The sequence below is a fragment of the Veillonella sp. AF13-2 genome, assembly GCF_003603295.1.
GTDB classification, from domain to species: Bacteria; Bacillota; Negativicutes; order Veillonellales; family Veillonellaceae; genus Veillonella; species Veillonella parvula_E.
Genome location: NZ_QTMT01000004.1, coordinates 531 through 22,066 on the forward strand (window position 1 = coordinate 531; position 21,536 = coordinate 22,066).

A 21,536-nucleotide genomic window follows, 5' to 3' on the forward strand; every position below is an offset into this window, starting at 1 on the left:
CGTAAAATAAGTAAAGATTTTAAGGGCGTACGGTGGATGCCTTGGCGATATCAGCCGAAGAAGGACGCGGTAAGCTGCGATAAGCTACGGAGAGGTGCAAGCAACCTGTGACCCGTAGATTTCCGAATGGGGGAACCCGGCAGTGGTTATGCACTGTCACCCATAGCTTAGACTATGAGGAGGGCACCTGGGGAACTGAAACATCTAATTACCCAGAGGAACAGTAATCAAACGAGATTTTCTTAGTAGCGGCGAGCGAACGGGAAAGAGGCCAAACCGGAGCGGGCAACCGCACCGGGGTTGAGGACAGTCATCAAGTGTAAATGAGGTAGAAGAATCGAGCTGGAAAGCTCAGCCGTAGAAGGTGAAAGCCCTGTAATCGAAACCTTGCATACATGGGACTGTATCCAGAGTACCACGAGACACGTGAAACCTTGTGGGAAGCAGGGGGGACCACCCTCCAAGCCAAAATACTGATATCGACCGATAGCGCATAGTACCGTGAGGGAAAGGTGAAAAGAACCCCTGGCGGGGAGTGAAAGAGAACCTGAAACCGTATGTCTACAAACAGTCGAAGTCTGTATATATATCAGGACGACGGCGTGCCTATTGAAGAATGAACCGACGAGTTACTGTTGCTAGCGAGGTTAAGTGGAAAACATGGAGCCGCAGCGAAAGCGAGTCTGAACAGGGCGTATAGTTAGTAATAGTAGACCCGAAACCGTAGTGATCTATCCATGGCCAGGTTGAAGCACAGGTAAAATTGTGTGGAGGACCGAACTCGTGAGCGTTGAAAAGCTTTGGGATGAGTTGTGGATAGGGGTGAAATGCCAATCGAACACGGAGATAGCTGGTTCTCCCCGAAATAGCTTTAGGGCTAGCCTCGAGGTAGAGAGTATAGGCGGTAGAGCACTGATCGGGCTAGGGGCCATACCGGTTACCGAACCTAGTCAAACTACGAATGGCTATACTTATACTCGGGAGTCAGACAGTGAATGATAAGGTCCATTGTCAAGAGGGAAACAGCCCAGAACACCGACTAAGGTCCCCAATGTTACACTAAGTGGCGAAGGATGTGGAATTTCCAAAACAACCAGGATGTTGGCTTAGAAGCAGCCACCATTTAAAGAGTGCGTAATAGCTCACTGGTCGAGAGACTCTGCGCCGAAAATGTCCGGGGCTAAAGTGTAAAACCGAAGTCGTGTCATATGCAGCAATGTATATGGGTAGGGGAGCGTTCTCATCGGGCTGAAGCAGTACCGTAAGGAGTTGTGGACTGATGAGAAGTGAGAATGTCGGTATGAGTAGCGAAAAGAATGGTGAGAATCCATTCCACCGAAAGCCTAAGGGTTCCTGAGCAACGATCGTCGTCTCAGGGTAAGTCGGGACCTAAGCCGAGGCGGAAAAGCGTAGGCGATGGACAACAGGTTGAAATTCCTGTACCGGTGTGAATCGTTTGATCGATGGAGTGACACAGTAAGGTAGGTCAGCACGCGATTGGAAGTGCGTGTTTAAGCAGGTAGGTTGAGCTATAGGCAAATCCGTAGCTCTAAAAGCTGAGATGTGATGACGAGTGACTAGCGATAGTCACGAAGTGATTGATCCTACACTGTCGAGAAAAGCTTCTAGGTAGAGACACATCGCCCGTACCAAAACCGACACAGGTAGGCGGGGAGAGAATCCTAAGGTGCGCGGGAAAACCCTCGTTAAGGAACTCGGCAAAATGCCTCCGTAACTTCGGGAAAAGGAGGACTCATGTAGTGTGAAGAGCAGCAACGCTTGGAGCATGAATGAGTGGCACAAGAGAGGCGCAAGCGACTGTTTACCACAAACACAGGTGCCTGCTAAAGCGAAAGCTGATGTATAGGTGCTGACACCTGCCCGGTGCTGGAAGGTTAAGAGGAGGGGTTAGACTTCGGTCGAAGCTCTGAATTGAAGCCCCAGTAAACGGCGGCCGTAACTATAACGGTCCTAAGGTAGCGAAATTCCTTGTCGGGTAAGTTCCGACCCGCACGAAAGGTGTAACGACTTGCGCACTGTCTCAACGAGGGACCCGGTGAAATTGAAGTACCTGTGAAGATGCAGGTTACCCGCGACTGGACAGAAAGACCCCATGGAGCTTTACTGCAACCTAAGATTGAACTTAGTTAATGAATGTACAGGATAGGTGGGAGACGTAGAACCTAGGACGCTAGTTTTAGGGGAGTCGCTGTTGGGATACCACCCTTTCATTAATTGATTTCTAACGGGCCGAGTAACGACCGGCCGGACAGTCTTAGGCGGGCAGTTTGACTGGGGCGGTCGCCTCCAAAAGAGTAACGGAGGCGCCCAAAGGTTCCCTCAGAGCGGACGGAAATCGCTCGAAGAGTGTAAAGGCAGAAGGGAGCTTGACTGCGAGACGGACAGGTCGAGCAGGGACGAAAGTCGGGCTTAGTGATCCGGTGGTGCCGAGTGGAAGGGCCATCGCTCAACGGATAAAAGCTACCCTGGGGATAACAGGCTAATCTCTCCCAAGAGTCCATATCGACGGGGAGGTTTGGCACCTCGATGTCGGCTCATCACATCCTGGGGCTGAAGTAGGTCCCAAGGGTTCGGCTGTTCGCCGATTAAAGTGGTACGTGAGCTGGGTTCAGAACGTCGTGAGACAGTTCGGTCCCTATCCATCGCGGGCGCAAGAAACTTGAAGGGGGCTGCTCCTAGTACGAGAGGACCGGAGTGGACGAACCGCTGGTGTACCAATTATCCTGCCAAGGGTACAGTTGGGTAGCTACGTTCGGGACGGATAAACGCTGAAAGCATCTAAGCGTGAAACCAGCCTTGAGATGAGGTTTCTCATAGCAAAAGCTAGTAAGATCCCATGTAGACGACATGGTAGATAGGCCAGGTGTGGAAGAGCCGTGAGGTTTGGAGCTGACTGGTACTAATCGATCGAGGGCTTTACTTAAACAAAACATTAAGCAGAATGTGCAACAAATATATATACTTCTATGTGGTTTTCAGAGTACAAACTCTGACAGATTCAGTGGCGATGGCTATGAGGATCCACCTGTTCCCATCTCGAACACAGTAGTTAAGCTCATAAACGCCGAAAGTACTTGGCTGGAGACGGCCTGGGAGGATAGGAAGCCGCTGATTGATTAAAGGCACACTTGAGGGTGTGTCTTTTTTTGTATGGCTTCCTATCCTCCCAGGGGACCTGGTGAGCAGGGCAGTAAAAGTAGGGCAGTAGAAGATGGAGGAGCAACGCGACGACAGATTCACTGCATCACTTTCTTCCGAACGTAAGATTTACCGAACTGCGAAGCAGTGAAGGGAAATCCACAGTAAGGAAGCAAGTAGAGCAAGTTAAAGGTAATAAGAATTAAACGATGACAGATTCACTGCATCGCTTATTTCGGAGCGTAAGATGGATATGTAGCGCAGCTACATAGGTCCATCCACAGCGACGAACACCCAGTATCCTGGAGCAAAGAACCGTACATAAGAACTCGCTGATTAACGAAATAGAGGGTCAACCCTATAAAGGGTTGGCCCTCTATTTTTGTGCTCTAACGAGCACATTCTAATTCCTTCTAGAGCCGTTTTCAGCCAAGGTTGTAGAAGTATTGTCTATGTGTATTGATCAATAGAGACGGCGTGGAAAGGGTAGGGTGTGAGGCCACAGAGGAGTGAAACGACGTATGGGGCTCACACACCACCTTCTTCCGAACGTAAGATTTACCGAACTGCTAAGCGGTGAAGGGAAATCCACAGTGAGGAAGCAAGTAGGGAAAGTTAAAGGTAATAAGAATTAAGCGACGACAGATTCATTGCATCAACCGTTTTTATATTAATCTTATGAGAGATTTTCTTGATAATAGCCACTTATATGTGGTATTCTCATTATGTATGTAAGTCGATGGGAGTGATTATTTTATATGTATAAATATGGCAAGAGCTGTATTAAAAAGTTGTTATATTGTATTGCAATATGTATTGCAATTTTAGCGGTTTCTATTGGGGCTATGTGGGGTCTGTCTTCAAATTATAAGTTATATGGTGTACCGGTACTTAATTATCATCAAATAAATGATGAGAAACACTCTGCTTTAACATTGCATGTGGATCAGTTTAAGGAGCAGATGGAATACCTCCATAATCATGGATATCATACGATAACATTGGATCAATTGTATGAGTATTTGCAAAATGGTACGGAGTTACCAGAGAAGCCTATAGTAATAACATTTGACGATGGTTATGTAGATAATTATGAACATGCATTGCCTATATTAAAAGCATATAATATGAAAGCTACTTTGTTCATGATTAGTGACGCAGCCAATACGCCTGGTTTTGTAAATACAGCACAAATGAGTCAAATGGAGACGGCAGGATTTGATATTCAAGGGCATACAAATCATCATAAGATACTAACTCATATGGATCCTACAGAATTGCCTGATGCCATTCTCGGTGGTAAAACATCTATGGAAGGTATTTTAGGAGAACCTATCAATTATTTGGCGTATCCTGGTGGTTTTAATGATATGCTCGTTCAATATGTTACTAAACAGTCTGGGTATAAAATGGCTTTCACAGTTCAACCAGGAACAGTAAAGCCAGGGGATAATTTATATGCTCTAAATCGACTAGCTGTATTCCAAGGAGATACACCGTATTTATCTTTCTGGTTGCGCCTACATTGTGCACCGCTTATTAAGTATACATGGGCATTGCGTGATACATTACGCGATAATGGATGGCCGATATTGGCGTCTATTGTGCCTTTATTTTAGGAGGAACTATGTCTTACGAAGTTGTAGCAAGACCATTACGTGTTGCAGTATTAACTGTATCTGATACTCGTACATTAGAAACTGATAAAGGAGGCAACAAGGTTCAAGAATTTTTGGAAGCAGCAAATCATATTGTAGCAGATCGAAAAATTGTAATTGATGATTGTGAGGCTATAATAAATGCTATGACTCCATGGTGTAATGATGAGTCTATTGATGTCATTATATCTACTGGGGGAACTGGTATTGCTATGAGAGATGTTACCATCGAGGCGGTAAATAGCTTATATGAAAAGCATATTCCAGGTTTTGGTGAAATCTTTAGATATTTATCCTATACGGAGGATATTGGAACAAAAGCAATGGCATCTCGTGCAGAAGCTGGTGTTAAGAATAACACTTTGATGTTTTCTATTCCTGGCTCTGTTGGGGCCGTCACCTTAGCGATGAGCAAACTCATCATTCCTGAAATGGGCCATTTGGTGCGAGAAATTACAAAATAATATATATGGAGACTGTTCTTTTGAGAGCAGTCTTTTTATATATGATGACAATCAATATTTGATGGATATAAAAGTAGGTAATTGATCCATAAAATATGAGCATGAGAAGTAAGTGAATTAATTTATTCTGTTTAAAACAATACCATTGCAGTATTGTTTTATTTCATTTATACTAGATTTAGTAATACGTTTGTCCGAGTGCATGAGAAAGGAGACTTTATGAAGTTAAATCAGGCCACGGATTATGCATTTCGCATGGTCTTGCATATGGCGCTACTACCTTCGGGCTCGAAGATAACTGGTGCTGTATTGGCTGAGCAAGAGTTGATTCCAGAACGCTTTTTGCTCAAGATTATGCGTAGTCTCATTGCAGCAGGAATTATGAAATCTTTCCGAGGTGTAGATGGCGGGTTTGCCCTGAATCGAAGCCCTCAAGAGATTTCGTTGCTTGATGTAATTAGAGCAGTAGAAGGGGATGCGTATTTACAACGTTGTTTATATGATGTAGGTTCTTGCTCTAAGTCTTGTAAGGGACATTGCGCTATAAATGAAGCAATGGGCGTGATTCAGCATCAATTGATTAATCAGTTGGAAGCGGTTAATTTTAAGACCCTTGCCCAAAGAGAACAGTTGATTGGTGCTGAGGCTTGAGCTTTTTTACAGTCGCAATGATGCAAGGTTTTTTGTAAAAGCTCGTCAAGTGATGTTAGTATTTTATTCTAAGGAGGAAAACACATGTTTGAAGCTGTAGATTTAGCCCGATTGCAATTCGCGCTAACATCTATCTATCACTGGTTATTTGTGCCGTTCACACTAGGCATGACAGTGATTGTTGCTGCTTTAGAGTGGACCTATGTGTCAACTGGTAAAGAAGTATACAAAAAAATGGCTAAGTTCTGGGGCAAATTGTTCCTAATTAACTTTGCCATGGGTGTGGTGACTGGTATTGTTCAGGAATTCCATTTCGGTATGAACTGGGCAGAATATTCTCGTTTTATGGGTGACATTTTTGGTGCCCCATTGGCCCTTGAAGCATTAATGGCATTTTTCTTGGAATCTACATTCATGGGCGTTTGGATTTTCGGTTGGGACCGCTTACACAAATGTGTTCACGCCCTTGTAGCTACATTTGTAGCGTTAGGTACTAACTTATCTGCGTTCTGGATTCTCGTAGCAAACTCCTTTATGCAACATCCTGTAGGCTTTGTATTACGCAATGGCCGTGCAGAGATGGAAAATTTCCTGACCATCGTTCAAAATGGCTATGTACCTGGACAATTTTTCCATATCGTATTGAATGGTTTATTAACAGCTGGTGTAATTATTATGGCAATCAGTGCATGGCACTTATTGCGTAATAATGCGACAGAGTTCTACCGCCGCTCCGCTAAATGGGGCATGGTTATCGCCCTTGTATTTGGTACTTTAGGTGCATTAGCTGGTCATCATCAAGGTCAATACATCACAAAAGTACAACCTATGAAAATGGCTGCTATGGAAGCGTTGTGGGAAACACAAGATCCAGCGCCATTCTCTTTGGTAGCTAATATTGATACTAAAGCACAAAAGAATACAGGTGCTCTTGAAATTCCTGGTGGTTTATCCTTCTTGACTCAAAACTCCTTTACGTCTGGTAAGGTAGAAGGTATCAAAGACCTTCAAGCAAAATCGGAGGCTCAATATGGCCCTGGCAACTATATTCCAGATGTTCCAGCAATCTTCTGGACATTCCGTGTCATGGTAGCATCTGGTTCTCTTATGTTACTTGTTGCCTTTGTAGGTCTTATCCTAAATGCAAAAGACAAGCTTGTTGAAAACCGTACATTCTTAAAAATTATGTTCTGGATGTTGCCATTGCCATTCATCGCTCACTCCACTGGTTGGTTTGTAGCGGAAGCAGGTCGTCAACCATGGCTTGTATATGGGTTGCAATTGACTGCAGATGGTGCGTCTAAATCCGTAACGGCTCCAGAAATTATGACTACAATCATCGGCTTTACACTTGTGTATATCGTGGCTGCTATCGCGGCTATCTACCTTGCTGTAGAACACATTAAAAAAGGTCCAGATGGAAATCCATCTCATGATGTAGTTGAAAAAGAGGAGGCAAGATTATGGAATTAATTTTTAATAACCTTGAAGTGGTATGGTTTATCTTAATTACTGTACTATTCGCTGGCTTCTTCTTATTAGAAGGTTTTGACTATGGTACTGGTATTTTGTTACCATTCATTGGTAAAACTGACGTTGAACGTCGACAAATGATCAATGCCTTAGGTCCTGTGTGGGATGGTAATGAAGTTTGGATGATTACTGCCGGAGGGGCATTATTCGCATCCTTCCCTCACGTGTATGCTACATTATTTAGTGGATTCTACTTGGCTCTATTCTTGATGCTTGCAGCTCTTATTATTCGTGGTGTATCCTTTGAATTCCGTTCTAAGAGCCCTAATTTGTTATGGCGTAAAACATTCGACTACTGCATCTTCTTTGGTTCCTTGATTCCTGCACTATTGTGGGGGATTACAGTAGGTAACTTGATTCAAGGTACTCCAATTGATGCAAGTATGACATATGTTGGTACATTTTTTGATTTATTAAGTCCATACACCATACTTTGTGGTATTGCGTTCATTTTGGTATTTACATACCATGGTGGTTTATTTACTTCTATTAAAACAGCTGGTGCTGTTTCTGAGCGCGCTCGTGCGACATCCTTGGTAGTAGGTGTTCCTACAGCTATCGGTGCATTGGCATTGGTAGGTGCAACTTACGTGTATACAGATTTGTTTAATTCTGTATTAGCTATAGTTTGCTTTGCATTAGCTATCGTGTCCTTCCTCATTTCTTGGGGTGCAGCACGCACTCGAAATACAAAATGGGGTTTCTTATTCAGTTGTTTATCTGTTATTTCTGTAACAGCTGCATACTTTGCGGGTTTGTTCCCTCGCATCATGGTTTCTTCTTTGAATCCTGAGTGGAGCTTGACTATTACTAATGCAGCTAACTCTACTTATACGTTGACTTTGATGACTTGTGTAGCCTTCGTATTTGTGCCAATTATTTTGGTTTACCAATCTTGGGTATATTGGACATTCCGTCATCGTGTAACAGAAAAAGATTTACACTATTAATAGCATAGCTTTACAACTTATGTAAGTTGTAAAAATTAGGTCTTAATGTAAGGCGTGCCGTAGCGGCACGCCTCTTTTTTATGGTAAGATGAATATAATATTGATAAATTTAGATTCACTTGGACTCTTGTAGGCTTAGTAATAGGGATTTAAATTTGTTTGAGTTTATATATTTAAATAGATTTACCGTAGAGGATAGTATGATACAGCGTACCGCATTTAAAGCGCTGCTAGAACATAAAGGACAGTTTGTGCTACTCGGCTTAACCTGTTTAGTAGAAAGTCTGTCCATTGTTGGGCAAGCCTGGTTCTTTGGAACCTTAATAAATAATCTTATATTTTTGGAGCATACACTAGCTGACGAAACGAACACCATTATTTATTTGTTTATTGCTATTATTGTGAGATTGGTGGCTCATTACGTTCAAGAGGCGGTAGCAAATCATTTGGGAAGTGCTGTAAAAGCATCCTTTAGAGAACGCTCTTTGGAGCATATGTTTAAGCTCGGTGTACAGCATAAGGAACGTCATGGCGATGTCATCCATATGCTTACCGATGGTTTAGAACAAGTAGATGCTTACATAGCACGTTACATTCCGCAGATTTTATATGCTATTATGATTCCTCTTATTATGGGGATTGCCATTGTAAATACATTACCAATAATTGGTATTATTTTGATTGTTACGGTGCCTTTAATTCCATTTTTTATGATCTTGATTGGGAAGCAAGCTGATCGATTAAATAAGGAACAATGGGAACGTATGAGCTTCTTATCGGGGCATTTTTTAGATGTACTACAAGGGATTACTACGCTAAAGCTCTTTGGCCGTGCAAAGGATCAAATTAAGGTTATTGGTCGATTATCTCAAGAGTTTAAAGATTCCACTTTACGCGTGTTGCGCGTAGCCTTTTTATCTGCATTAGTACTTGAATTAGTGAGTACAATTAGTACTGCTCTGATTGCGGTATATTTAGGTCTAACCTTATTAGATGGTGAAGTCACATTCTTTTCAGCCTTCTTTATTTTGTTGTTAGCGCCGGAGTTCTATACTCCGTTTAGACAATTGGGGGCAGCTTTCCACACAGGGATGGCAGGAAAAACATCTATTCTGAAGTATGAAGAATTCATGCAGCGTCCACCTTCTTTACCAGTAGGTGGTGAGTCTAAACTTGATAAGCCTATACAGGAAATTGCAATTAAAGATTTAACTTTCACCTATAAAAATAGTGAGAATGGGGTACACCACATTACGCTGCAGGTTGAACGTAATGCACCTATTATGCTCGTTGGTGAAAGCGGAGCTGGTAAATCTACTATGGCCCATATTGTTGGAGGTTTTTTACAGGCTCCGAAAGGAACAGTTACTATCGATGGCATTGATATATGTGATTTAGATATCAACTGGTGGCGTCAGCAAATTATCTATGTATCTCAACATCCACATATTATGAAAGGGTCCTTGCGAGAGGTCTTATCCTTTGGTATGGATGTAAGTGATGCAGAGATTCTTGATGCGTGCAAAGAAGTTCAGCTATTAGATGTTATTAATCGAAAACAAGATGGGCTTGATGCGGTTATCGGTGAAGGCGGTTTAGGTCTTAGTGGCGGCGAGCGGCAACGTATTGCTTTAGCTCGTGCATTCCTCCGGAAGGGTCAAGTATTGATTCTTGATGAAGTGACAGCACATCTAGATGTAAAAACAGAAGCCATTATAAGTACAGCTATTCAGCGTTTGATGGAAAATAAGGTTGTCATCATTATTGGGCATCGATTACAAACTATGCATTGGGCATCTAAGCTATATGTCTTGAAAAATGGATCTATTCTTCAAGAAGGTTCTTATCATGACCTACTTGAAGAAGAGGGGTATTTTAAAGACCTTGTTACATCTGGCTTAGGTCAATTTTCAGCAACTCTTGAAGAACCATTGGATATTGGGAAACAATTTGATTCAGAGAATACATTGGTCATAGATAAACCTATCAATGGCACAGAGCATTTTGTTAAATCTGTTAAATATACTGAGACTTTTAAAGATAATGCAAAAGGTTCTAATATGGGCTTACAAGGTTGGAAGTTGTTGTTTTCTGTATTGAGTCCCGCTAAGTGGTCATTAGTATTAGCTTTGCTATTTACATTCTTAACAGTGTTCATGAATGTTGGGCTTTTAACAGTATCCTCTTGGCTATTGGCATCTGCCGCATTGCAACCAGGGCTCACTTATTTAAGTCTTGCAATCGTAGGAGTTCGATTCTTCGGTGTTAGTCGTGCTGTATGTCGTTATTTTGAGCGCTATACATCTCATCGCATGGCATTCCAAGGACTCTATGGCTTGCGCTTGTGGTTTTATGCTCATTTGGAACCATTGGCACCTGCTATACTCAAACGGTTTGGGGCGGGTGATATGTTGGGACGCATCATGGGGGATATAGAGGTATTACAATTCTTCTACTTGCGCACTTTGATCCCACCCGTAGCAGCCGTTGCCTTGACTATATTGATTGCATATGGAGTTTCTACAATTGACAATAGTTTGATTATACCTATTCTTTTGTCGGCCTTTGTTTTAGGTGTAATAGTACCTTTGGTTGTTTATTTGTATAATAAAGAATCTTTACGTACGATTGGGCCTCAACAAGGCGATTATAAAGCGCTTTTAAGTGATACTATGGATAGTCTGGAAGATGTGATTAGTTATGGTAACGAAGACATGGTATATAAGCGTATTCAGCATATGATGCGCAATGTAGATGCTCAAAAAGGTACTATTGAGCGGGGCATGAATATGGGTAATACACTATTCATAGGCGGCGTTCAGTTAACTGTAGTTATTGTAGCTATTATGGCTTCTAATGTGTTAACAGGCGCTTGGGCTAGTGTTATGGTAGCGGTGGCTGCCATTGGCACACAGGCTTGGTTTGAAGCGTTACAACCTATGATTGCTGCTGTTCATCATGGTGCAGAAAGTAAAGTTGCCACAAGTCGTCTCATGGCTCTCAGTAATGAACCGATATCTATTGTAGAACCTATATCACCAAAATCATTTAATCCTAATGAGGATATTATTTTTACAGATGTATCCTTTGGTTATGATGAATATCGCCATATTTATGAGAATCTCAGACTACATATTCAACAAGGGGAATCCATTGCTATCGTAGGTGCTAGTGGGTCTGGAAAGACGACATTGTTTAATATGCTTGAGAGGTTATATGATTATGGTGGATCCATTCGTATAGGCTCGGTGGAGTTGAAGGATATTTCAATTGATACTTGGCGTAATGCATTGGGGACTATAACTCAAGATACGTATATTTTTAATGCTTCCTTTAAGGATAATATACTACTTGCAAGACCTGAAGCTTCTATGGAGGATTTAGAGCTAGCCATTAATCGTGCATCATTGCGATCGGTAGTTGAAAAATTACCAGAAGGTATGAATACGATTGTAGGGAGTGGAGGGCAAGGTTTGAGTGGTGGTGAACGTCAAAGAGTTGCATTAGCTAGATTGTTCTTGCGCAATCCTAAAATCGTTTTATTAGATGAACCTTTAGAGGGCTTAGATCAAGTCACAAGAAAAGCCTTACATCGTGACTTGATGCATTATGTAGAGGGTAGGACATGTCTATATATTACGCATCAATTGGAAGGTTTAGAACAAATGGACCGGATTTTATTTATGGATAAAGGGCAAATTGTTGAAGATGGAACGTATGAAGAGCTAATGGCGCTTAAAGGTCGTTTCTATGAATATTGTTATTTATCCATGGCAAGTATTCAATAAAACTAAATATCATTTAAAGTATCTATTATTAATGCTTAATTATAGATTTGGACAATGTTTAATATTACGTTGCAATTTAAGATCTATTATGAATATTAAATTATAATACGACTAATGTTTAACTACATTAATAAGGCCCCTTTTACTATGCAAAAAGGGGCTTTAATTATATTTATATTTAATAGTATATGTAGTATACTTTTATCGATAAATCATGCAATATATGGTATAATTTTTGTGTTAAGAGCTATTATTTCACCCTTGGAGGGGTTATGACTAAAATCTTCACCAAATTACGAGCTTTGGTGGATGAAGCATTATCTGATCGAGATGCGGTGGTGGATAAGGCGCCCGTATTAGAAAAAGCACCTTTAGAACAAGATTTGTTTGACCATCGCTTATTATATATAGAAGAAGATATGGTTAATCGCATGTTGCGTGCCGCTCTTCGTAATCATTGGTTCTTTTATGCTGTAACATTTGAATTTGAACCAAACAATCAAATATTCCTATCCATTATTACAAAATGGGGGAATGTGATTAATGTGGAATTCACCTTAGAGGATTTATGGTTCGATGATTATTCATCATCCTTTGCCATTCGTTTAGATACAAATAATATAGATACAGGTGGGTTTATTTTGAACTCTATTTTACACTTGTTGGGAAACTGGTGTCTAAGTCTCTTCGGTATTTTCTTTAACCCTATTGCATTAGGTGAAAAAGGATCTACTGTACGCTTTGAGAAGAAAGGTATAATTCAGTTTGACTTATTACCTAATACACAAGTGAAGAAATTCATACCCATGCCTGAGCGCCATATTGGTAGTAATGGACCTGTTCTCTTGGGTAACCCGCGGACCAGTCAATCTGTGTTACAGTTGGATTACTATGCATTCCATGATCCTGTAGATACTTTTACAGTACCTGATGTGCCAACTCGTACTAGCTGGCTTCGTTCTATCGATATTGCAGCAGTCCTTTTATTGCCAATAGGTGTATGGATTACATTTATTATCTTGCATCACTACTTACCGACAGAAACATTGGAATTTTCATTCTCTACGTACTTTTTAATTTCCTTAGGGATTTTTATCATTTCCTTCTTGGTTATGAATATTCCTCGGTATTTGTACATGTATTTTGATTCTCGCAAACAGTGGCAAAGTGCATTTGTACATAACAATATTAAAATTCAAATGCGTAAACTACACCGACGCATCTTCATGCAACAAGCTACATTGACAGCTGATTGTGATGAGTATACTGCTAATGAAAGCCAAGAGCGAATTAAACACCTTTTGTTGCAAATTCGCGATAAACGATTCCTTGCAAATCGACTTAAAATTGCAGATGATGATAGAGCGCGTAAACAAAAGGTTAAGTTTATTATTGCATATATAGGTTGTACCTTGATTGAGTTGATGTTGTTAATGAACTAATGTTGTACAAACAGAAGACATAATAAAAACGTATCTCTTTGATATGTACTCTCTTTACTGGTTGTCCAGTAAAGAAGGTATATATTACTTATAGAGATACGTTTTTTATTGTAGGGTGTTAATTTTTAATTATCGCTTTTTGCGTCGCTTACGAACTGTTTTTCGACCTTCTTGTTTTTTGTTAGATATAGGTGGCTGTATTGGTTCATAAACTGTCCGATTTACATTCATAAATGGAGGGTTACCATATTGATTAGGCTCAGGTTGTCCTGGTAATACCCAGAATAGGAAGCCGATGAGCCATATAAAAAGCTCTAGCATGTAATTGAATGGAGATACGGCAGAGTAGGTATTGATGAAAATCATGATTACAGACCAGAGGATTCCTGCCCATGCATTGAAGCCGATGTCGTGAATACGACGGCCAAATAAGACACAAGATAAAGGAAAGAGGGTTGCCAGTAAGAGCCAAATAATGACCCTAGTCAACCAATATGCTGGTAGTGATACAACAAAGTCCAAGAATATGTTATCGATGTAGTGGACAATATGAAATAAAATCATTAAAGCGATGAAGCATATGATAAATTGTAGTCGATTTAACCGTCCTGTTAAGTTAAAAATCGATAAACCCATGCGACGTCCTTGGAATGCAATGAGTAAACCGATGGTACATATGAGCAGTGTTCTTAATACAACATAAAGTAAATCCATAAGTTCCCCTTTATTTATAGCTTATAGTTGAGTTAATTCTGGCAAAACTAACTCAAATGCGACTCCATGTTTTAGCGATTGTACTGTATCTAACGTTGCTTGAATCGCGTTGGTAGTAAAATTCATTGCCAGTTCTGCCGCATCATAAGGAGAATATCCCTTCATTACAGCACCAGATAATACAGCAGTAAAAATATCTCCTGTCCCTGTAGCTTTTACAGGAACCAGAGGTATAGAGTATGTTTTTAAAAAGTCTGTAGGTCCATCATAGACCGCAATAACAGCATGTGTTTTCGATGGGACGCTGGTCATGATAACCATTTCAGGGCCCATGTGATGTAATTGTTTACATCGCTCACGTAATTCATCTTCGCTAATAGGATTTGTTGAGAATGGAATATCTAATAAGAAGCATGCCTCAGTATAGTTTGGCTTTACGATGTGGGCCTTAGATACAAGTTGGCGCATAGCTACAACCATATCAGGAGTATAAATGGAATAGAGGCGACCATCATCGGCCATTGCGGGATCGACGATAACCATCTGACCATTAGAGGCAAATCGATCGATTGCTTCTTCAACGAGGTGAATTTGTTCTGGTGATGCCAAGAATCCACTTACGATAGCGTGAAAGTCAATTTCGTTTTTATCCCAGCAGTCCATAAAATCTCTCATATGAGCAGATAAATCAACGAATTCATAGTGTGGATACTCTAAGTGATTGCTTAGTACCGCTGTCGCCAAAGGAACCGCCTGACAGCGCATGGCACTGATGATAGGAATCATAACGGTAAGGGCACAGCGTCCGATAGAGCTCATGTCTTGAATTGTTAAAACTCTAGGTACTGCTATCATAGACACCTCCAAATAATCATATATTTTATTGTACGTTATGTGAGCCTTTCTGTAAATGTAATGATGTTAATCATGAAATTAACTTCATAATGTAGTATAATAAAACGAATAGACTTTTTATGGAGGAAAGTGACAATGACGAGGTATGTATTTCGACGCCTAGGTGGCGCAATCATAATCTTATGGGTCATCATTACCGTAACATTTGCATTAATGCATGCGATACCTGGTGGGCCTTTTACAACAGAAAAGAAATTACCGCCTCAGGTGAAAGCAAGTATCGAGGCTAAATATCATCTCGATGATCCTGTATGGAAACAGTATGGAGATTATTTAGGTGGCGTCATTACAGGTGACTTGGGCCCATCATTTAAATATGAAGGCCGTAGTGTAAACGATATAATTGGTGATGCATTCCCAATTTCCGCACAGCTTGGTTTATTATCTTTAATGGTAGCTATAGTTGGTGGTATTACAGCTGGTGCGATTAGTGCCATGAGACCTAATAGCATTGTAGATTATGCGGTAACTGTATTATCTACAATAGGGATTTCGGTACCAACATTTATTATCGGTGCTGTTCTTGTGTACATAGTAGGCTTTGAATTGGGATGGTTCCCGGTAGCCTTATGGCGTGGCCCCTCTTACATGGTGTTACCTGTGTTGACATTAGCAGCGCAACCGATGGCATTTATTGCTCGTTTAACGCGCAGTGGTTTACTTGACGTGTATCAACAAGAATACATTCGTACAGCTCGCGCAAAAGGTCTAGGTTCTTGGACCATTTTGACACGTCATGCCCTTGGCAATGCAATTTTGCCAGTTATTACGTACTTAGGTCCATTGGCAGCTAGTTTGTTAACAGGCAGCTTTATCGTAGAAACAATTTTTGCGATTCCTGGTCTAGGTCAGTATTTTGTAACATCTATTTATAACCGAGACTATACGGTTATTCTTGGTATTACGATTTTCTATAGTGCGCTTGTAGTATTTCTTAATATTTTGGTGGACATGATTTATCCATTAATCGATCCACGAGTTACAACGGAGGAGGGGACAGATGAATAAGGAAGACTTTTTACCTATTGAACGAGCCCCTCAAGAAGAGATTACTAGCTTTATAAAACGTCCTAGTAAATGGGAACGATTTAAGGTAAATCGTTTAGCTGTAGTTGGTGCAACCATCATTATTGTGATGATGGTGCTTGCTATTCTAGGTCCACTTATTTCACCTTATACCTATGCGGACCAATCCTTAATTGATGCGAACCAAAGTCCAAGCTTTAGCCATTGGTTTGGTACGGATACATTGGGCCGTGATATCTATACACGTGTTATGTACGGCGCTCGTATTTCCTTAACCATTGGTTTTGTAGCAGCTTTTATTAATCTTGTGATTGGCGTTGCCTATGGCGGCATTGCGGGTTATATAGGTGGCAAGGTAGACCGTATCATGATGGGGATCGTAGATGTTTTGTATGGTATTCCACTTTTACTATACGTAATCTTATTGATGGTTGTACTTGGACCTGGGCTAATCTCTATTTTTGTAGCGTTGGGGATTGCGTATTGGCTTAATATGGCCCGTATCGTACGCAGCCAAATTTTGAAAGTTAAAAACGAAGAATACATCATTGCAGCAGAAGCTATGGGTATTCCTAAGCGTCGAATTTTATTACGTCATATTTTACCAAACTGTGTAGGACCGATCATTATTACTTTAACATTGGCCATTCCTGAGGCTATTTTTACAGAAGCATTTCTTAGTTTTATCGGCTTAGGTGTAAATGCACCTATGGCGAGCTGGGGCGTACTAGCTTCTGAAGGTATTAGTAGCATGCGCTCTTATCCGTTCCAATTGATTTTCCCAGCTGTTGCTATTAGTATTACCATGCTTGGTTTCGCATTTTTTGGCGACGGTTTACGTAATGTATTAGACCCTAAGGAAGGAGATAGATAATGAATAATGCTATTGTTGATGTACGTAATGTATCTATTACCATCAATACCTTCCAAGGTCCGTTGCGAGTTATTCGCAATCAAGATATTTCTTTATACCCTGGTGAGATTTTAGGTATAGTCGGGGAATCTGGGTGTGGTAAATCCGTTTTAGTTAACTCTTTAATGGGCTTATTGCCATATGGTAAAACTAAAATTAAAGCGGATACATTCATGATTGATGGTCATGATTGTTTAGGATTTACTGAAGATGATTGGAATGAACTTCGTGGTACGACGGTTGCCATGGTGTTCCAAGATCCTATGACCTCCTTGAATCCTATCATGACCATTGGAGAGCAAATGTATGAGGTTATCCGTCGTACAAATGCGTATGGTGAAGATTACGATGAAAGGGCCATTGCCATCGATTTATTGAAGAAGATGGGGCTGTCTACACCGGAACGCCGGTTATCTCAATATCCTCATGAGTTGAGCGGTGGAATGCGCCAACGCGTATGTATTGCTATGGCAGTGGCCGGTCGTCCCAAGATTTTAATTTGTGATGAGCCCACAACAGCTCTTGATATTACTACAGAGGCACAAATTTTGCGCCTTATGCAAACATTAGCCGTAGAGGCTGGCATAGGGATTATCTTTATCTCTCATAACCTACGTGTTATTGCTCAAATTTGTGATCGGGTTATGGTTATGTACGCAGGTAAATGTGTTGAGTCTGCTACAGTAGATGGTATTTTTAGCGAGCCTCGTCATCCATATACTTTGGGGCTGTTGCTTGCATTGCCTCAAGGTAAATGGCACGGCGAATTGAAGGCTGTTGAAGGTCAACCACCTGATCTATTTGATTTACCTCGTGGATGCGCATTTAATCCTCGTTGTAAATGGGCTATGCGAATCTGTGGTAGTCGGGTTCCGATGGTTACAAATGTTGGTGAAAGTCACCAGTTTACATGTTGGTTAGCTAAGTTGGAGGGACTTTAATGAGTTACGTATGGGAGACTGACAATCTCGTTAAAGAGTTCACCCTGTCAGGCGGCTTATTTAAGCCAAAACAAACGGTACATGCCGTACAAGGCGTGAGTCTATATCAATCACCAGGGGAAACCCTAGGTATCGTAGGTGAATCTGGATGTGGTAAATCTACATTTGGTTACACTTTGATGGGTTTATATCAAGCTACATCTGGTTCTATTTATATGAATGGTCGACATATCAACCCTTATGTGGATAGAGAGTCTGTTCACCCGGTGATGCAAATGGTATTTCAAAATCCTTATGCATCCCTTAATCCGCGGCTTACGGTTAATGCGATTTTAGAGGAGCCTTTAGAACTGGATCCAAAGTATACACCTCGAGATCGCGTGATTCGTGTAAAAGAGGTGCTTGACCAAGTTGGCTTAAATATGTCATTTGGTGAGCGTTATGCTCATGAACTATCTGGTGGGCAACGTCAACGTATCGGCATTGCACGGGCTCTTATTATGGAGCCTCAATGTATCATCTGTGATGAGCCGATTTCTGCGTTAGATGTATCTATCCAAGTGCAAATTATGACATTACTAGAACGGTTACAAGAACAACATGGTATTTCGTACCTCTTTATTTCTCATGATTTAAATATGGTGCGCTACATTAGTCATCGCATGGTTGTTATGTATTTAGGTGCTGTTATGGAAGAAGGTCCTGCATTGGACTTATATGAATTTCCACAACATCCATATACCCGTGCATTGACGGCTCTAAATGGTCCAGTTATGCCACATGCACCAATTGGGGCACCTCTTAAAGGGGATCCACCTAATCCACTAGAACCGCCAAAAGGCTGTTTGTTTAGTGGTCGATGTCCAGAAGCGGAAGGTCGTTGTTTTACAGAACGTCCACCACTTCGAGACTGGGCTGATCGCCGCATTGCATGCTGGCACATATAATGGGAGAATAGTATGGAAAAACTAATTGTTGGCAAGTCCCTGGAACATCAACTAGATACAGTCATTAAAGAATTGGCCCCAGCAGGAAATATATCTTATGCAGTGTTACAATTTGATGATGAAGAGGAACCAATACTCATCGCAGCTAGAGGTGAAAATACTGTACATTCTGGTGCGAGTTTAATTAAGGTACTTATCATGGAATATGTCTTTCATTTAGCTCGTACTGAGCAATTGGACATTAATGATACCGTTCCTTTATCTAGAACTCCACGCGTTGAAGGTGGCGGTGCACTACAAGAGTTAGTAGGTAAACATAGTTTTACCTATCTTGAGTTGTGCCGTCTCATGATGGTTCTTAGTGATAATATTGCGACAAATCTACTCATCACAGTGCTTGGAATGGAAAATATCAATGCTCGAGCGGAAAAGCTTGGCCTGGATGAGATGGAGCTTAATCGCATGATGATGGACCTTAACGCCTTGGTTGAAGGGCGTGATAATTATATTACAGCCATGTCACTAGCTCGTCTGTATAAACATATTTTTGAATATCGTGATAGAGATGCTTATGGCCGAGAAATGTGGAATATTTTAGGTCGCCAACAATTCCGTGATATCTTACCATTTTACTGGGGAGAAGGCATACGCTTTCACCATAAAACAGGATCCCTTGATCGCGTAGAGCATGATGGGGGTGTAATAGAAACATTTAGAGGTCATTTTTGCTTTATTCTTTTAATGAGCGATATCGATAATGGCCGAGGTAAAGAATTAGGCGCTCAAGTTGGGCGCATCATGAAAGAATTTGTAGAGGAAGCATTGCCATGATGGATAAACGAAACTTGTTAAAACTCATGGTCCTCGCTCTAGGGGTGAGCGTACTCTTATTTGTATTTGGGTACCCTCGTGGTGTTCAACCAATCGATGAACACACAATCCGCTATGTTATTGAGCAGGAACCATCCACATTGGATCCCGCAAAGTCTACTACCTCTCCGGAGGCTACGGTTCAACTTCAATTATTCGATGGTCTAGTTCGTTTGAATGATGAAAGTGAACCAGAAGCAGCACTTGCTAAAAATTGGGAAATCTCCGATGATGGCCGTGAGTATACCTTCCACTTACGACCTAATTTGAAATGGTCTAATGGAGAGCCTTTGACGGCTTATGACTTTGAATACGCTTGGAAACGCGTATTAGACCCTGAAGTCCATGCGGACAATGCATACATGCTATATGTATTGAAAAATGGCGAAGCCTTTAATACTGGCAAAGCCACGGCTGAAGAGGTTGGTGTTAAGGCTACTGATGAGGATACATTGGTAGTTACCTTAGAAAATCCAACAGCTTATTTCTTGAAACTATTAGCGTCTCATAGCTATTATCCAGTGAGCAAAAAAGCAGTAGAGGCTCATGAAAATTGGGCAGCTAATGCGGAAACTATAGTATCCAATGGTCCATACCGCTTGCTTTCTTGGAAGCATAATGGGGAAATGGATTTCATCAAGAATCCAAATTATTGGGACGCAGAATCTGTGAAAACAGAGAAAATGAATTGGCCTATTAGTGAGTCTCAAAGTACGCGTCTCACCTTAGTTGAAGGTGGCGAAGCTGATATGACTGTTGAGCCTCCTGTAGCGGATCAAAAACGTTTAGAAGAAGCAGGCCTATTACATATTGGCCCTATGCTTGGTAACTACTATTACGTATTCAATGTGAAAGCAGAACCTTTCACAGATCCAAATGTGCGTAAAGCCTTTTCTATGGTTATCAACCGTGCTAACATTGTTAATAATATTGTTAGAGGCGGTAAAGAACCAGCTTATGCGTTTGTACCATATGGTATGCTCGAAAGCAATGGCCGTGAAGACTTCCGTGAAGCTGGTAGTTATCTCGTATACGAAGATGTAGAGCAAGCCAAGGAAATCCTTAAAGAGGCTGGCTATGGTAAGAATCGTCCATTGCCACAAATTACGATTTTGTATAATACAAGTGAATTACATAAAGCTATTGCAGAAGCGATTCAAGATGCTTGGATAAATGCATTTGGTGCAGATGTACGCTTACAAAATCAAGAGACAAAGGTATTCTTAGCAGACCGTGAAGCTGGTAAGTACCAAGTTGCGCGCGCTTCTTGGGTTGCTGATTATAGCGATCCACAAAACTTCTTAGAGGTATTCTCTGCTGAAGATAATGATGGACAGTACCATAGTGATGAGTATAATGAGTTGATTGCTCGCATTCGTACAACTCCAAATGGGGCTGCTCGTGATGCGTTGATGCATGAAGCAGAAAAAATGATTTTTGATGAATCTCTTGTTATGCCGTTGTACTTTACAACACAACCATATGTGACAAACGGAACAATTCAAAATTATTTCTGGACCACATTGGGACTTGTTGACTTTAAAAAAGCATACAAATAAGATACA

Annotated in this window: 15 protein-coding genes and 2 rRNA genes; 15 read left to right on the top strand and 2 right to left on the bottom strand. The window is 41.1% G+C overall.

Annotated features, from left to right (window positions below; translation table 11 throughout):
* The first annotated feature begins 9 nt into the window (after positions 1 to 9).
* The 9 genes from DWV85_RS07925 to DWV85_RS07965 all read left to right on the top strand — a co-directional run bounded on the left by DWV85_RS07925 (position 10) and on the right by DWV85_RS07965 (position 13,645).
* Positions 10 to 2,944 (top strand): 23S ribosomal RNA (locus tag DWV85_RS07925).
* Between the two features lie 74 nt (positions 2,945 to 3,018).
* A 5S ribosomal RNA gene (gene rrf, locus DWV85_RS07930) occupies positions 3,019 to 3,135 on the top strand.
* A 782-nt stretch (positions 3,136 to 3,917) separates the two neighbouring features.
* Entirely contained in the window at positions 3,918 to 4,778 is an 861-nt protein-coding gene (locus tag DWV85_RS07935) for a polysaccharide deacetylase family protein (protein ID WP_123138490.1), read from the top strand.
* A gap of 8 nt (positions 4,779 to 4,786) precedes the next feature.
* Entirely contained in the window at positions 4,787 to 5,281 is a 495-nt protein-coding gene (locus DWV85_RS07940; protein WP_060919836.1) for a MogA/MoaB family molybdenum cofactor biosynthesis protein, read from the top strand.
* A 219-nt stretch (positions 5,282 to 5,500) separates the two neighbouring features.
* Positions 5,501 to 5,932 carry an Rrf2 family transcriptional regulator gene (locus tag DWV85_RS07945; RefSeq protein WP_004695360.1) on the top strand — a complete coding sequence of 144 codons (432 nt, stop codon included), beginning with the start codon at positions 5,501 to 5,503 and terminating at the stop codon, positions 5,930 to 5,932.
* An 84-nt stretch (positions 5,933 to 6,016) separates the two neighbouring features.
* A complete protein-coding gene (locus tag DWV85_RS07950; RefSeq protein WP_120055702.1) occupies positions 6,017 to 7,405 on the top strand; it encodes a cytochrome ubiquinol oxidase subunit I in 1,389 nt (462 codons plus the stop codon).
* On the top strand, positions 7,396 to 8,415 hold the full coding sequence (gene cydB, locus DWV85_RS07955; RefSeq protein ID WP_123138491.1) for a cytochrome d ubiquinol oxidase subunit II: 1,020 nt from the start codon (positions 7,396 to 7,398) through the stop codon (positions 8,413 to 8,415). Before DWV85_RS07950 ends, cydB begins: the two co-directional genes overlap by 10 nt.
* A gap of 200 nt (positions 8,416 to 8,615) precedes the next feature.
* The gene (gene cydD / locus DWV85_RS07960; protein ID WP_123138492.1) at positions 8,616 to 12,203 is read left to right on the top strand and encodes a thiol reductant ABC exporter subunit CydD; all 3,588 of its coding nucleotides are present in this window, start codon (positions 8,616 to 8,618) and stop codon (positions 12,201 to 12,203) included.
* Between the two features lie 272 nt (positions 12,204 to 12,475).
* Positions 12,476 to 13,645 (top strand): hypothetical protein, encoded by a 1,170-nt coding sequence (locus DWV85_RS07965; RefSeq protein WP_004695368.1) that lies wholly within the window; start codon positions 12,476 to 12,478, stop codon positions 13,643 to 13,645.
* 129 nt (positions 13,646 to 13,774) lie between these two features.
* Here the strand turns inward: DWV85_RS07965 and DWV85_RS07970 are convergent, their stop codons facing one another.
* Together DWV85_RS07970 and DWV85_RS07975 are read right to left on the bottom strand one after the other, a co-directional pair.
* The gene (locus DWV85_RS07970) at positions 13,775 to 14,359 is read right to left on the bottom strand and encodes a DUF805 domain-containing protein (protein WP_042466700.1); all 585 of its coding nucleotides are present in this window, start codon (positions 14,357 to 14,359) and stop codon (positions 13,775 to 13,777) included.
* A 21-nt stretch (positions 14,360 to 14,380) separates the two neighbouring features.
* Positions 14,381 to 15,214 (bottom strand): pyridoxamine kinase, encoded by an 834-nt coding sequence (locus tag DWV85_RS07975; protein ID WP_077708230.1) that lies wholly within the window; start codon positions 15,212 to 15,214, stop codon positions 14,381 to 14,383.
* A gap of 135 nt (positions 15,215 to 15,349) precedes the next feature.
* Between DWV85_RS07975 and DWV85_RS07980 the strand changes: the two genes are divergently transcribed.
* From DWV85_RS07980 to DWV85_RS08005, 6 genes are read left to right on the top strand one after another with little or no spacing between them, the layout of a single operon-like run.
* A complete protein-coding gene (locus DWV85_RS07980; RefSeq protein ID WP_004695374.1) occupies positions 15,350 to 16,282 on the top strand; it encodes an ABC transporter permease in 933 nt (310 codons plus the stop codon).
* The gene (locus DWV85_RS07985) at positions 16,275 to 17,174 is read left to right on the top strand and encodes an ABC transporter permease (protein ID WP_008603497.1); all 900 of its coding nucleotides are present in this window, start codon (positions 16,275 to 16,277) and stop codon (positions 17,172 to 17,174) included. Before DWV85_RS07980 ends, DWV85_RS07985 begins: the two co-directional genes overlap by 8 nt.
* Positions 17,174 to 18,154, top strand: a complete 981-nt coding sequence (locus tag DWV85_RS07990) for an ABC transporter ATP-binding protein (RefSeq protein ID WP_008603495.1) — start codon at positions 17,174 to 17,176, stop codon at positions 18,152 to 18,154. The genes DWV85_RS07985 and DWV85_RS07990 overlap by 1 nt, the downstream gene beginning before the upstream one ends.
* Positions 18,154 to 19,101, top strand: coding sequence for an oligopeptide/dipeptide ABC transporter ATP-binding protein (locus tag DWV85_RS07995; RefSeq protein ID WP_077708232.1), 948 nt, complete (start codon positions 18,154 to 18,156; stop codon positions 19,099 to 19,101). The genes DWV85_RS07990 and DWV85_RS07995 overlap by 1 nt, the downstream gene beginning before the upstream one ends.
* 12 nt (positions 19,102 to 19,113) lie before the next feature.
* A complete protein-coding gene (locus tag DWV85_RS08000; RefSeq protein ID WP_077708233.1) occupies positions 19,114 to 19,932 on the top strand; it encodes a serine hydrolase in 819 nt (272 codons plus the stop codon).
* Complete coding sequence (locus DWV85_RS08005) at positions 19,929 to 21,530, top strand: peptide ABC transporter substrate-binding protein (RefSeq protein ID WP_077708234.1); 1,602 nt, start codon at positions 19,929 to 19,931, stop codon at positions 21,528 to 21,530. Before DWV85_RS08000 ends, DWV85_RS08005 begins: the two co-directional genes overlap by 4 nt.
* Positions 21,531 to 21,536: the final 6 nt, after the last annotated feature.